Consider the following 13,432-nt stretch of genomic DNA (forward strand, 5'->3'; position numbering starts at 1 on the left):
CCCCGCCCGGGTCGGACGGGGCACCGGCGCGGTCGCGTCAGCGCTGTCGGGTCACGGCTGCCGCGTCACCGGTGGGACGGGAACTGCACCACCTGCTGGTAGGTCGGGCGGTTCTGCCAGGTGCTCGCCGCGTCCGTGACGCCGCCCAGCGGGCGCTGGACGATCGAGTCGGCGCACCACTGGTCGCCCGCCCCGCACCCCGCGTCGCCCGGGTAGACCTGGGCGGAGGTCTGGGCGGCCGCCTTCGTGAGGGTGTCCAGCAGGACGCCCCGGCAGGCCGCCAGGTCGCCGCCGCCGCAGAACGGGCGGGCCAGCGGCCCCGCCACCGGATCGCCGAGCACGCCGCGCAGGTCCTTGTCGAGGTAGCTCCACCAGCCGTACTGGAAGGCCGAACCCCGGTGCGGCGACGACTCGTTGACGCTCACCGGGCCGCCGGAGACCGGGCCGCTCTGCCCGCCCGAGGGGGACTCGTTGATCTGCAGCGCGCCGGTCAGCGCGGTGAACAGCGGATCACCGAGCCCCGGCCGCATCACGCCCTCGGCCACCAGCGGCCACCAGGCGTCCATCACCCGGATCGCGTCCGCGTCCGCGTAGGCGTGGCTGCCGGGCGAGGTCTCCTTCCGCTGGGCGCCGTCCGCCAGCCAGCCCTCCAGCCGCTGCAGGGCGGTGAGCGCGCCCGGGTCGGTGACCGGGGCGCTGCGCAGCACCCGGATCAGGTCGGGCAGCACGTCCTCGGCCCGCAGGTCGGCCAGCGCCGCGCCCTCCATGGCCTGGGTCAGCGAGACCCGGCTCGCCTTCCCGCCGTTCCTGAGCAGCGCCTTGACCCGGTCCTCCAGCAGGTTCGCGCGGTGCACCGAGCCGTTGCCGAAGCCGGCCGAGGTGAAGCCGGCGGCCTGCTTGTTGTTCCACGAGACGTAGTAGTCCTGGTCGACGGACTGCGGGTGCTCCGCGGCCGGGGTGTACCGGGCGGTGTTCGTCGCCGGGTCGAAGTCGGCCCACTCGTAGGCGGGCCGGGCCAGGACCGGCAGCCCGCCGTCGACCCCGGCGGCGCGCACCGGGTTGGTGCCGGAGTTGTAGAAGGCGATGTGGGCGGAGTCGGCGTAGAACCAGTTGAAGGTGTAGTTGATGTCCTGCGCCGCCTGCTGGAAGCTCGCCGGATCGTGCACCGCGCCCGGGTCGTTCAACTCCTGGAAGCCGATGATGGAGTCGGCCTCGTGCCGGTAGGTCGAGCGCAGCGAGGTGAACGCGACGGGCGCGCCGCCGACCGTGCCGCGGGCCGTCACCAGGCCGTAGTTGGAGCGGCGCATCACCAGGGTGTAGGAGCCGGCCGGGGTGTTGTCGGCGGTGGTCGGCGCCCACGCGTCCTTGCGTTCCAGCCGGTCGAAGGGCAGACAACTACCGTGCCAGAGGTAGGAGTCGGCGGCGGTGGTGACCGGCGAGCCGTCCGTGGTGCACAGCGGGACGGCGTAGGTGTCGGTGATGTCCTGCCCGGCCGAGGTGGCGCTCCACGCGTAGTCCTGGCCGCGGCCGAGCTGCACGTAGAAGCTGAGCCCGGCGAAGGCGGCGCCGCGGGCGCTGATCCCGGGCCCCTGGATCTCCTCCAGCATCAGCAGCTGCGGGGCGAAGTAGCCGGTCTGCGGGCCGAACACGGCCACCGGGTGGCCGTCGTCGGTGTGCGCGCCCGACACCAGCAGGGCGTTGGACATGCCGTGCTTCGCGGTGAGCAGGTTCCCGGGCAGCACGCCGGGCGCGGCGGTGGCCGCCGTGCCGGCCGAGCCGGTGGCGTCGTACACCAGGCGCTCGGGGACGACCGAGCCCGGGTCGGGCACCGCCTCGCCCTGCGGGTGGTCCGGCACGGTCCCGTACGGGAACTGCTGGCCGTCGTGCAGGGTCCGCACGGCCTCCGGGTCGTCGGCCTCGCGCAGCGACTTCCACAGCGCGTCCCCGGCGTCCTTGCCGTAGGCGGCCTCGGCCGCCGACTTGACCTGGGCGGAGGCGAGTTCACCGCCGCCGCCGGCGCCGAACAGCGCGCCGACCACCGAGGCGAGGGCGACCAGGTCGGTCAGCTTGAACGGCTCGATCGACCCGGCGTTGGTGATCGCGTCGATGTGCCCGGTGAGGTCGTACTCGCCGGGGAACGTCCGGGCGTTGTAGGCCTGTTGGGCGTACTGGTTGACGCCGTCGAGGTAGGCGTTCGCGTCCGCGAGCGCCTGGGTGGCCCGGCCGCCGCGCGCCGCCAGGACGTCGATCTGCTGCTGCAGCTCGGCCTCGGTGTACGGCGCGGCCTGCCAGAAGCTCTGCTCCAGCTGCCGGTTGGCGCCCGCGCCGCCCGCGAAGCCGGACAGCTGGCCGCGGCCGACGTGCCGGAACAGGTCCATCACCCACAGCCGGTCCTGCGCGGCGGCGTAGCCCGCGCCGAACTCGGTGCCGTAGCGGGTGGTGCCGGTGATGTGCGGGATGCCGGCGGCCTTGTCGCGCACGATGGTGACGTCCGGGCGCGGGCTGGTGGTGCCGGCCACCTGGTCGGCGGGGACGCCGAAGGACGCGTCGTTGAAGAAGCCGCGCAGCCCGGCCTCGGTCAGCCCCGGGTAGCCGGAGGCGAGGGCGGCGTACGGGCCGAGCTGGTCGTCGGTGTGGGCGGGGCGGGAGCCGAACATCCGGTTCAGCAGGATCTCGGCGAGGGTGGCGTTGCCGTTCTCGCCGGGCGGCAGGATGTCGGCGCAGCGGGCGGCGCAGTAGTCGGGGGCGGCGGTCGTGGTGGTCGCGCTCGGCGCGGCGGCGGCGGTGGGGGCCGCGGTCGCGAACAGGGCCGCCGCGAGGGCGGCGGCCGGGAACCGGAGGGGGTGGGGGCGTAGGCGCATGGCGTGCTCCTCCGTCGAAGCCACGGGGGACCCGACGGTAGGGGCGCTACTGGCCGGTTGGCTAGTGGCGTGCATGCCATTGCCGCCCCGGGGACCCGGACTGACGGACCGTGGTGGTCGGTGGGGCGGGCGTTGTCGGTGGGGTCGGCTATGGTCGGCCGCGTCGATGGAGGATCACCTGCCGGACGGCGGGGGGAGGAGGGCGCGGCCATGGGGACCGACACGAAGACGACGACGGGTGCGGCGGGCACCGGCGGGCGGCCGCTGCCCGCCGGGCTCACCCACGAGCCCAGCCGGGAGTTCCTGGCCGAGCGCTACACGCTGGAGGGCAGCGTCCTCGCGTACCTGGACTTCGAGGCGCTGCGGGCCGAGGAGCTGCGCACCGTCGCGTCCTGGTACGAGGACGTCACGGTCGAGGGCGCCGACCGCCTGTTCGTGCTCGGCGAGACGTGCTACGACGCCGCGGACTGCTGGGCCCCCGCCGCGGTGGTGCTGGACGGCGCGGACGGGCAGGTGTACCTCGGCTGCCCGGACGGCTCCGGCGGGCTCGACCGGGAGCCGCTCGCCAGCAGCCTGCCGATGCTGTTCGAGCTGTGCGGCTTCGTCGAGGGCGTCTCCGGCCTGGCCGAGCAGACCCGGGACCCGGAGGCCGAGAACCACATCCGGCGCGGGCCGCTCACCCACCCGGTCATCGCCCGGCTCGTCGGCGAGCAGATGCGCGAGACCGACCCGGACCTGTTCCGGCGCACGGACGACCGGCCCGCGCACTGGGAGACGGCGCTGCTGGTGCGCACGCTCGCCTTCGGCGCCCGGCCGGGCGGCCCGGACGGCCTCGCGTACGTCATCGACCCGCTGCTGGTCGAGGACCTGGCCGAGCTGACCGGCGGCGAGGTGCGCCGCTTCACGGAGGACGAGCTGCCCGCTCGGCTCAGCCACCCGGCGACGCGTCGGCTGCTGCTCACCTGCGGGCTGCCCGTCGCCCCGCGCTGCATGCTCGACGTCGACCCGGAGGGCCCGCTCACCACCATGGCGGAGGACTACCCGGAGGGCTACCCGGCGGACGGCGACGGGGAGGAGGCCAGCGTGCGCCCCCACCAGGCGGGCTTCCTGAACCTCGCCGGCTGGACGTACGACCTCGTGGTGGCCCTCGACGGCGCCACCGGGCGGGTCGAACTGCCGGACTGGGCCGACGAGGAGGAGCCCGCCGCCTACCTGCACCGCGACCTCTCCGCGCTGCTCTACACGCTGTGGACGTACGAGCGGCTGCGCGCCGAGCGCAGGCGGTGGGACGAGGAGGAGGACACGGCGGGCTGGACGCTCTTCGACCCGACCGAACTCCTCGACGGCGTGGCCGAGGAGACGCTGCGCGAGCTCGACCCGGAGGCCTGGGACACCGACGCCCACTTCTGGCCGATGCTCGCCGACGACGGCCACATGGGCCGCCTGCTGGAGTGACCCCGGGGGGGGAGCGGGTGGGCCCCGCGATGTACATCTCTGGGCCCACGGCCCCGGCGGAGTGCATCCGGTGGGTGGATGATCCGGAGCCCCGGCGCGTGACAGCGTTCCGGGTGGGCCGCCGCACGAGCCCGACCCCGGCCGGGGGTCGGTCGGTGCGGCCCGGTTCCGTTCAGCAGACCCAGGGAGGGGCCGTGACGAGCACACCGTTCACCGACCGGCGGAGCACCATGACGCGACGTCGGATGCTGGGAGCCGGCGTCAGAGTCGGAGCCGGAGCCGCGTTGGCGGCCGGGGCGGCCCTGCCGCTCGGCCTCGCGGCGCCGGCCCGGGCGGACTCGGCCGGCACCGGAGCCGCGGGCACGGCGGGCTCGGCGGGCTCGACCGGCCCGGTGCGGCCCACGCTGCCCGCGCCGACCGGGCCGTACCCGGTGGGCACGGTCGAGCTGCACCTGGTCGACACCACCCAGCCGGACCCGGTCGCGGGCCCCGGCAAGCACCGCGAGCTGATGGCGAGCGTCTGGTACCCCGCCCGGGAGGTCGAGCGCGACGCCGCCGAGCGCTACCCGGTGGCGCCCTGGGTGCCCGCCGGCACGATGGCCGCGCTGATGGCCTCGCTGGGTGTTCCGGCGGGCCTCGTCGAGGCGCCGCTCACGGCGGGCCGCCAGGGCGCCCCGGTCCGCCGGTCGGGCCGGCCGCGGCCGGTCGTCCTGTACTCGCACGGCGCGCACAGCTACCGCGCCGACCACACCGTCATGGTGCAGGAACTCGCCAGCCACGGCTACGTGGTGGTGACGCTGGACCACACCTACGACGCCGTCACCGAGTTCCCGGACGGCCGGGTGCTCACCCCGCTGCACGACCGGAACCACCAGATGGGCCCGGCCGACTTCGCCGACGACATCCGCTACCTCCTCGACCGGATCGAGGAGTTGGCCGCCGGACACAACCCCGACGCGGACGGCCGACCGCTGCCCGAGGGCCTGAGCGAGGCGATCGACCCGCGCCGGATCGGCATGTTCGGCTGGTCCAAGGGCGGGACGGCCACCGCCCGCCTGATGCTCGCCGACCGGCGGGTGCTGGCCGGGCTGAGCCTCGACGGCCCGATGCTGCCCGACATCACCGACGACCTCGACCGGCCGTTCATGCTGATGACGGCCGTGAACACCCCCGCCGCCTCGCCCAGCGTGGCCGGCTTCTGGTCCCACCTGCGCGGCTGGCGGCTCGCCGTCCAGGCCGAGGGCGCGGCCCACCCGTCCTACGGCGACACCCAGGTGCTGGTCCCGCAGCTGGCCAAGGTGGTCGGGATGAGCGACGAGGACCTGCGCGACTGGACCGGCACCCTGGACCCGGCCCGCGCCGTCCGCATCCAGCAGGCCTACCCGCTCGCCTTCTTCGACCTCCACCTCCGGCACCGCCGAGGCCACCTGCTGGACGGCCCGTCCCGGGCCTTCCCGGAGGTGCACTTCCTGCCGTGACGGCGGGGGCCTGCCGGTGCGGCCGCGCGCCACGAGGGGTGCGCGCGGCCGCACCGACCGGCTTCAGTGTGGCTGGTCGGCGGCGGCCCGACGCAGGGACTTGACGAGCAGACTGCCCGGGTAGGCCGCGAACTCCGGGTACCGGCGCCGGTAGTAGCAGGCCCAGTAGCTCACCACGCGGCGCTCGGTCCGGCCGAAGAAGCGCGGGTTGCGGGCGATGAAGTCCCCGTAGAGCCGCCGGTGGGCGGAGGCCGGGTCGGTGAGGCCGGGCAGACCGGCCCGGACGGCTTCCAGGATCTCCAGGACGTACTCGCCGACCAGCTGGAGCACGAACGGGACGACCCAGGGCTCGGTGGAGCCGAGGACCTGCTCCAGGTGGCGCTGGCGGACCCGCCCGTCACTGTTCCGGGTGTAGAGGCAGTGCAGGATCGCCCGCTGCGTCCCGGTGAGGGACTGCTCCGGGGCGCCGGGCGGCTCGGGCAGGTGGATCCGGTACGGAATGGCGACGCGCTCGCCGCACACCTCGACCGAGAACGGCTCCATGGACGCGTACGTGGGGCTCGGGAGCCGAGCGGCGACCGCCCGCACGTCCTCCGCGAGGTGGGCCGGGAACGCCGCCACCAACTCGGCGAAGGCCTCGGGCGCGGTGGGGGGATTCTGCACAGCGGGAGCGTAGAGGACGTGGCCTCCGACCGTGGGAGCGGCCCCCGGCGCCGGGGGCCGCTCCCACGGCAGGGGCCGGGCCTACGCGGCGGCCGGGGTGAGGACCGCGAACAGGCCCCGGGCGCGGGTGCCGTCCGGGAGCTGCCAGGCGCCGGCGAGGTGGCCGGTGGCGTGCGACGGCGGGAGCGCGTCGCCGTCCTCGGCGGGGCGCAGGACACGGCGCAGGCGCAGGGTGCCGCCGTTCGGGGCGGTCAGCGCGGTGCCGTCCCGGTCGTCGGTGGCCCGCGTGGCCCCGATGGCGCCGGCGGCCCCGGCGGTCGGGGTGCCGGTGAGGCCGGGGCCGCGGTAGGAGCGGGTGACCTCGCGGCACGGGGTGTCGGAGGCGTTCTGGTCCTGGGCCGGCGCCCGGCCCTCGATCAGGGCGAGCAACTCGGCGACCAGCACCGGGTCCTGGCAGCCGTCGTAGGCCCAGCGCCGCCCGAGCACCCCGTGCTCCATGGTGCCGACGAGGGCGTGCTCCGCGCCGTCCAGCGGGGCGCCGCGGTAGCTGAGCGGCACCAGGTAGGTGACCGGCTCGGCGCCGGAGCCGTCGGTGACCGCCAGGAACTCGATCCCGACCTCGCCCTGCGGGTCGTCCAGCCGGAAGCCGCCGGCCTTGGCGAGCTCCGGCCCGCCCTCGCCGCCGCCGACGTACCAGGGGCGGGTGGGCAGCCAGGCGGTGAGCAACTCGAGCTTGGTGGGCCTGAGTTCGGTCTGGTGGATGACGGCCATGCCGGGGGTTCTCCTCCGTTGAGCTGGAGCTGCGGGGCGGGCGGTGCAGCTGATCGGGCGGTGCAGCTGATCAGGTGGTGCAGCTGACACCCTCTCATCGGCGCGCGCGGCCCCGGTCGTCCGGGGCGTCCGGGGGCCGTCTCACGGCAGGCGGCGGCCGAGCCGTGCCGCGGCCGCGGCGGCGTCGGTGCGGGGCGCCCGCGGGGCCAGGTCGGCGAGCAGGTGCCGCAGCCGGTCGCGGATCGGGCCCGGGCTGTCGGCCACCGAGCCGGTGAGGACCAGCGGCCGGCCGGGTACGGCGGTGGCGCGGACCAGGGCCGCCAGGTGGTCGGCGGCGGCGTGCGCCACGGCGAGCGCGGCGGGGTCGCCGCCGGCCGCGAGCCGGGGGACCAGCGGGGCGAGCGCGGCGAGTCGGCGCGGGGGCCCGGCGTAGGCCCAGCGGAGCAGGTCCTCGGGCGAGTCGGCGGCGCAGTGCGCGCGGACGGCGGCGCCGAGTGCGCCGCCCGGGTCGGCGTGGGCGTACCGGAGGGCCTCGCGGCCGAGCCAGAAGCCGCCGCCCTCGTCGCCGAGCAGCCAGCCGAGTCCGCCGCTGCGCGCCGTCGTGCGCCAGCCGTCGAGGCGGACGCAGATCGTGCCCGTGCCGGCGATCAGCACCGTGCCGCAGCCGTCGTCGACGCCGCCGGAGGCGAGGGCGGGCACGGCGTCGGGCACCAGGCGCACCGGGCAGCGGAGCCGGCAGGCCGTCCGGAAGCGGGCGGCGAAGGCGTCCGGATCGGCGAGGGCGGGGAGCCCGGCGAGCCCGACCAGGCAGGAGGCCACCGCGCCGGGCCCGTACGGCCCGAGCGCGGCCGCGACGGCTTCGGCCAGCCGGGCCTGCGCGTGCTCGGCGCCCTCCCCGGCGGGGTTGGCGCCGGGGGCCTCGCCGCGCCCGAGGACGGTGCCCGCGGCGTCGACGACGGCGGCGCGGGTGCGGCTGCCGCCCGCGTCGACGCCGAGGTGGAGCGCGCTCATCGGCAGGCCCTACGCGGGGTCGGACGCGGCCCGGCAGGAGCGCAGGTCGGCCAGGGCCTCGGCGGCCGTCGCCGGGGCGAAGGGCCGGAGGACGGTCGAGACGAAGGAGCGGAGGCGGGGGAACCCCGTGCCGTCCTCGGTCAGCGACCACGCGTGGTGGGTACGGGCGGTCATCGGCCGGCCCGTGGGGTTGATGCCCTGCCAGGCGAAGTCGATCGCGAGGTCGTAGCGGTCCGCCACGGGCCGGGAGAGCTTCCAGCCGGTGATGGTGTGGGAGGTGACGTCCATGGCGCGGGCCGTGGCGTCGTGCCAGGCGCCGGACTCGGTCAGGGCCGCCCGCAGTTCGGCGAGGGCTCGGGCTTCCGGGGCGGCGTCGGACACGGAGTGCTCCACGAGGATCGGGGACCGGGGATCGGGGATCGAGGCCGGCGGCCGGGCGTCGGCGCGGCCGCTTCCCGGGAGCCTACGGCGCCGAGGAGCAATCGGTGCGGAGGCACCCGGACGGCCCGGTCGGTCGTCCAGGTGCGGCCCCGGTGTCAGCCGGTCCCCGGGGCGAAGCGGGTGACGAGCGGATGACGAGCGGGTGCGCCATCGGCGGTCCGTGCGGCCGCTGCTGGTGCGGAAGGGGGCGCACGGGCCGGCGCGCGTTCTCGGCGCGCGTGATCGGAACGCGCCCTTCCGTGCTACGTCCGACAACCCGTCAAAGTTCCCGATTCGGGCGCGAAGTTGTGTGACGTGCCTTTAAGATTCCGTTAATCAACGGCGGCTTTCCGCCACTTCGCGAACTCCTTTGCGGGATCCGGGCGGTAGGCCCAACGCGGTCATGAGAGCAGGGATGACGACTACGGACGAACAGGAGAACGGCGCCGCGCGCCGGCCGGAGCGGCGGGCGGGCTTACCCGGCCGTCGCGCCGCGGCCCGGGTGGCGGCGCTCGCGGTCGGCATAGCCGGCTGCTCGCTCGCGGCGGCCCCGGCGGCCTTCCCGCAGAGCGGCGACGGGTCGGTCACGGTCAAGGTGGTGCGGGCCGTGGACGCGAGCGGGGTGTGGACGCCCGGGCTGGAGCCGGGCATGGGGGGCGTGAAGGTGGCCCTCACGGACGACGCCGGGGCGGGGATCGAGGGGGTGACGGCGGCCGATGGCACGGTGACGCTGTCGCCGGCCGGATCGAAGCTCACCGGCGGCAAGTACCGGGTGCAGGTCATGAACCCGAAGCCGGGGGTGCTGTTCCCGGCCTTCGCCTCCCGCCAGGGGCTGGCCGGAAAGCCCTACCAGCTGTCCAGCAACGAGGAGTTCGTCGACCTCTCCGGCGGCAAGGACGTGGCGTACACCACCGGCCTGTGGAACCCGGGGGACTACTGCCAGAAGAACGCGACCCTGGTGACGACCTGTCAGCACCCTCCTCGCGAGGGCAAGTCGGCGCGCTCGCTGGTCTCGTTCCCGTACGACACGCGCGGCCAGGACGGCGTCGACGCCCACGTCACGAACATCGCGACGGACGCGGAGACCGGCAACCTCTACGGCATCGCCTGGAACCGGGCCGACAAGCGGGTCTTCTCCGCCGCCGAGGCCAAGCGCACCACCGACTACGGCCCGGGCGGGCCCGGTGGGATCTACGTCACCGACCCGGCGACGAAGACCACCGCGCTGTGGACGACCGTCCCCAACGCCGGTGACACGAAGCACGGTTCGGGCACCGACGAGGGCTTCCTGGCGGCGCCCGGGAAGGAGAGCCTGGGCGGGATCAAGGTCACCGACGACGGCAAGGACCTGTTCGTCGTCAACCTCAACGACCGGAAGCTGTACCGGTACGACGCGAGCGCGGCGACCGCGGCCGCGCCGAAGGCCGCGTACCCGATCCCCGACCCGGGCTGCCCGGCGGCCGGGGACTGGCGGCCGTTCGGCCTCGGACTGCAGGACGGCGTCGGCTACCTGGGCGGCGTGTGCTCGGGCGAGTCGACGGGCAAGGCGGCCGACCTGCGGGCGGTCGTGCTGCCCTTCGACCTGGGCACCGGCGCGTTCCAGAAGCCGGTGCTGGACCAGCGCCTGGACTACAGGCGTGGCTCCACGACCGGCGCCGGCAACCCCTGCGACGGCGCCGGCTGGTTCCCCTGGCAGGACACCTTCCCGGCCACCCAGAACGGCACGAGCTGCGCCACCGGCTACATCGCCAACCCGGAACCGCAGATCGGCGAGATCGGCTTCGAGACCGACGGCTCGATGCTGGTCGCCTTCCGCGACCGCTTCGGCGACATGTCGGCGGCCGACCCGACCGGTGCCTCGATGGCCCGGGTGCTGCCCGGCGGCGACCTCGACAAGGCCTGCCTGTCGGGCGGTTCGTACGTGCTGGACACCAACGGCGGCTGCGCGCTGCCCGGTGGGCCCGGCCGGTTCTTCGACACCAGCAGCCTGGTCGGGCACCGCAACGCCGGTATGGCCGGGATGGCGCTCTCGAAGGTCGAGAACACCATCGCGCTCTCCGGGTTCGACCCGAACAACGCGGCGTTCGGCTACGGCACGATGTTCGTCCAGCGGGACGGCAAGCGCGACCCGAAGTACGGGCTGCAGCTGAACCCGCCGTACCAGACGGGGACGTACCCGCCGTTCGGCAAGGGCGCCTCGATGGGCGACCTCGAAGCGCTGTGCGACCAGGCGCCGCTGCAGATCGGCAACCGGGTCTGGTACGACCCGGAGCGCAAGGGCCTGCAGAGCCCGAGCCAGCGTCCGGTGGAGGGTGCCACCGTCCACCTCTACGACGAGTCGGGCAAGCTGGTCGGCACGACGAAGACGACGGCCCGCGGCGAGTACTACTTCGACGACTCGAACGTCGACGGCGGACTCAAGCCGAGGGCCAAGTACACCGTCAAGCTGGACAATCCGGCGGACTACGCCAAGGGCGGGCCGCTCTACCAGTGGGTGCCCACGGAGGCGAACGTCGGCGAGAACCACTTCGTCGACTCCAAGGGCGTCGTACCGGCGGGCGGGAAGTACCCCGAGAAGGCGCTGACCACCGGCGGGCCGGGCGAGAACAACCACACCTACGACTTCGGCTTCCGCCAGCAGGAGGGCGTCCTCCGGCTGCTGAAGCACGACCAGGACGGCAAGCCGCTGGCCGGCGCGAAGTTCCAGCTGTGGAAGGACTCCAACGGGACGGACGGCCTCCAGCCGACCGGCGACAAACCCGACACCAAGGTCGGCGACCCCTGCACCACCGGGGCGGACGGCCTCTGCCGGGGCAGCGGACTGCCGGGGACGTACTACTGGCAGGAGCTGAGCCCGCCCGCGGGTTACGCGGCGCCGGACTCCACGGTCTTCGGGCCGCTGGTGCTGACGCCGGACAACCTGGAGGCGGGGGCCGAGGTGACGGCCGTCAACCGGCTGATCCCGACGCCCACTCCCACGCCCACCCCGACGCCGACGCCGACCCCGACGCCGGAACCGACCACCCCGACCACCCCGGCACCCCCGGTCGAACCGGCTCCGCAGGCGCCCGCGCCCGGCGGTCGCCTGCCCAACACCGGGGCGGGCGAGGGGGTTCCGATGGCGCTGGCGGGTGCCGTGGCCTTCACCGGCCTCGGCACGGTCCTGCTGGCCGTGTCCCGCAGGCGCCGCTCCCAGCGCCGCTGAACGGGCGGACGGCCGGACCCGGTGCAAGCTGATCGGGTCTGACCGAGGCCGACCGACCCCGCTCGGGCGGGTTCCCGGACCACCGGTCCGGGAACCCGCCCGAGTGCTGTGCGCGCCCGCGCCCCGCCCGAACGTCGAGACCCGTACGACCCCTGAGGAAAGGCACGTCCATGGCCAAGCCCCCGAAGCCGAGCGCGAAGCAGGATCCGAAGCCCCGCGCGACGCCGAGCGCGAAGCCGAAGCCGAAGTCCAGCGCGACGCCGAAGCCGGGCGCGGCGTCGGCGCCGACGAAGGACTCGGCCGCCGACCGGACCCGGCCGCGCCGGCGCCGCCGCTGGCTCGGGGCGCTGGTCGCGGTCGCGGTGTGCGGCGGCGCGGCGGGCGGGCTGGCCGTCTACCGGACGGTCTCCGACGAGGCGGCTGAGCGCCCGGTGACGGTCGACGAGGCCTCTCGGCTCGCCCTGTCCCGGCTGAACCTCTACCAGGCCAGCCCGGTGGCCGTCGCCCTCACCGCCGACGAGGGCAGCGGGGTGCGGATCCAGGTGACGGGCGTCCTGGACTACCGCACCCACCACGGCGTCGGCAGCTACCGGATCACCGGCCCCGGTGGCGCGACCCCGCCCGCCCGGCAGGCCGGGCCGGCCGTCGAGCCATCGACCGGGAGCACGGCCGGAACCACGGCCGGAACCACGCCCGGCCCGCGCACCGACGAGGGTCTGATCGTCTGGGACACCGGCGGCCTCGGCCTGGCCCCCGCGCCGGCCGGGGTGCCGGGGCAGCCCTGGGAGCAGGCCGAGCACGTGCCCCGGCCCGGCTGGTCCCCGCGCTCCTACACCACGGACCCGCTCGACGCCGGCCTCCAACTGCTCGTCCAGCTCGGCGCGGACCGGCCCGACAACCCGCTGCTGCTGGCCCAGTCCGGCGCCCGCTGGCTCGGCCGGGACCGGATCGACGGGCGCGACTACGACCGCTTCGCGGGCCCGCGCGCCCAGGGCTCGGCCCCGGACGGCGGCCGCTCCCCGCTCACCTACTGGCTGGACGGCGACGGCGGCCTGCGCCGGGTCACCATGCGGATGGCGGGCCTGGGCACCCCGACCTCGATCGACTTCGGCGGGCGCGACGCCGCCGCGAAGCTCCCGGAGGCGCCGTGGGTGACGGGCTGACCCTCCGTCGGTCCGGGCTCAGCCCGCGGCGGCGTCCGCGTCCGCCTCGTCGGGGGCGTCGCTGAGCCCCAGCCGCAGGTGCTCGATGTGGTAGACGGCCTGGTCGAGCAGCGCCGCCACGTGGTTGTCGTACAGCGCGTAGACGACCGAGCGGCCGTTGCGCTGCCCGACGACCAGGCCGAGGTTGCGCAGCAGCCGCAGCTGGTGCGAGCAGGCGGACTGCTCCAGGCCGACCTCGGCGGCCAGTTCGGTGGCGGCGCAGGGCCCTTCGCGCAGGCGGGAGAGGATCAGCAGGCGCGAGGGGGTGGCCAGGGCCTGCAGGGTGGTGGCCACCCGGGCGGCGCTGACGGCGTCCAGGCGGGTGTGCGGGACGGCGATCGAGGGGGCGGCTCCATGACCCATGTC

At 75.4% G+C, this 13,432-nt stretch carries 10 protein-coding genes; 4 read left to right on the forward strand and 6 right to left on the reverse strand.

Features of this window, described 5'->3' with window-relative positions:
• Positions 1–65: 65 nt before the first annotated feature.
• Positions 66–2,861, reverse strand: coding sequence for a penicillin acylase family protein (locus VM95_RS12600; RefSeq protein WP_045695558.1), 2,796 nt, complete (start codon positions 2,859–2,861; stop codon positions 66–68).
• Positions 2,862–3,071: 210 nt separating this feature from the next.
• On the opposite strand from VM95_RS12600, the gene VM95_RS12605 reads away from it, so the two are divergent.
• Both VM95_RS12605 and VM95_RS12610 read left to right on the forward strand, forming a co-directional pair.
• A complete protein-coding gene (locus VM95_RS12605; RefSeq protein ID WP_045695561.1) occupies positions 3,072–4,316 on the forward strand; it encodes an SUKH-4 family immunity protein in 1,245 nt (414 codons plus the stop codon).
• A 194-nt stretch (positions 4,317–4,510) separates the two neighbouring features.
• Entirely contained in the window at positions 4,511–5,794 is a 1,284-nt protein-coding gene (locus tag VM95_RS12610; RefSeq protein ID WP_045695564.1) for an alpha/beta hydrolase family protein, read from the forward strand.
• Positions 5,795–5,857: 63 nt separating this feature from the next.
• On the opposite strand, the gene VM95_RS12615 is transcribed toward VM95_RS12610, so the two are convergent.
• The 4 genes from VM95_RS12615 to VM95_RS42470 form a co-directional block, all read right to left on the reverse strand.
• Positions 5,858–6,457, reverse strand: coding sequence for a hypothetical protein (locus tag VM95_RS12615; protein ID WP_045695567.1), 600 nt, complete (start codon positions 6,455–6,457; stop codon positions 5,858–5,860).
• A gap of 81 nt (positions 6,458–6,538) precedes the next feature.
• Complete coding sequence (locus tag VM95_RS12620; RefSeq protein ID WP_045695570.1) at positions 6,539–7,228, reverse strand: maltokinase N-terminal cap-like domain-containing protein; 690 nt, start codon at positions 7,226–7,228, stop codon at positions 6,539–6,541.
• 141 nt (positions 7,229–7,369) lie between these two features.
• Positions 7,370–8,239: an N-acetylglucosamine kinase gene (locus tag VM95_RS12625; RefSeq protein ID WP_052707329.1), complete on the reverse strand. Its 870-nt coding sequence runs from the start codon at positions 8,237–8,239 to the stop codon at positions 7,370–7,372.
• Positions 8,240–8,248: 9 nt separating this feature from the next.
• Positions 8,249–8,620, reverse strand: coding sequence for a hypothetical protein (locus tag VM95_RS42470; protein WP_045695573.1), 372 nt, complete (start codon positions 8,618–8,620; stop codon positions 8,249–8,251).
• A 454-nt stretch (positions 8,621–9,074) separates the two neighbouring features.
• Here VM95_RS42470 and VM95_RS12635 point away from each other — a divergent pair, with 454 nt between their 5' ends.
• Both VM95_RS12635 and VM95_RS12640 read left to right on the forward strand, forming a co-directional pair.
• Complete coding sequence (locus tag VM95_RS12635) at positions 9,075–11,864, forward strand: SdrD B-like domain-containing protein (protein ID WP_045695576.1); 2,790 nt, start codon at positions 9,075–9,077, stop codon at positions 11,862–11,864.
• Positions 11,865–12,034: 170 nt separating this feature from the next.
• The gene (locus VM95_RS12640; protein WP_244178742.1) at positions 12,035–13,027 is read left to right on the forward strand and encodes a hypothetical protein; all 993 of its coding nucleotides are present in this window, start codon (positions 12,035–12,037) and stop codon (positions 13,025–13,027) included.
• Positions 13,028–13,045: 18 nt separating this feature from the next.
• Here the strand turns inward: VM95_RS12640 and VM95_RS12645 are convergent, their stop codons facing one another.
• Positions 13,046–13,429, reverse strand: coding sequence for an ArsR/SmtB family transcription factor (locus tag VM95_RS12645; protein ID WP_045695579.1), 384 nt, complete (start codon positions 13,427–13,429; stop codon positions 13,046–13,048).
• Positions 13,430–13,432 lie beyond the last annotated feature (3 nt).

The sequence above is a fragment of the Streptomyces rubellomurinus genome, from assembly GCF_000961885.1.
GTDB lineage: Bacteria > Actinomycetota > Actinomycetes > Streptomycetales > Streptomycetaceae > Kitasatospora > Kitasatospora rubellomurina.

Bases quoted from the DNA above. Each gene is read 5' to 3' on its own strand.
- VM95_RS12600 (WP_045695558.1), bottom strand. From the start codon at position 2,861: ATGCGCCTACGCCCCCACCCCCTCCGGTTCCCGGCCGCCGCCCTCGCG.
- VM95_RS12605 (WP_045695561.1), top strand. From the start codon at position 3,072: ATGGGGACCGACACGAAGACGACGACGGGTGCGGCGGGCACCGGCGGG.
- VM95_RS12620 (WP_045695570.1), bottom strand. From the start codon at position 7,228: ATGGCCGTCATCCACCAGACCGAACTCAGGCCCACCAAGCTCGAGTTG.
- VM95_RS12625 (WP_052707329.1), bottom strand. From the start codon at position 8,239: ATGAGCGCGCTCCACCTCGGCGTCGACGCGGGCGGCAGCCGCACCCGC.
- VM95_RS12635 (WP_045695576.1), top strand. From the start codon at position 9,075: ATGACGACTACGGACGAACAGGAGAACGGCGCCGCGCGCCGGCCGGAG.
- VM95_RS12640 (WP_244178742.1), top strand. From the start codon at position 12,035: ATGGCCAAGCCCCCGAAGCCGAGCGCGAAGCAGGATCCGAAGCCCCGC.
- VM95_RS12645 (WP_045695579.1), bottom strand. From the start codon at position 13,429: ATGGGTCATGGAGCCGCCCCCTCGATCGCCGTCCCGCACACCCGCCTG.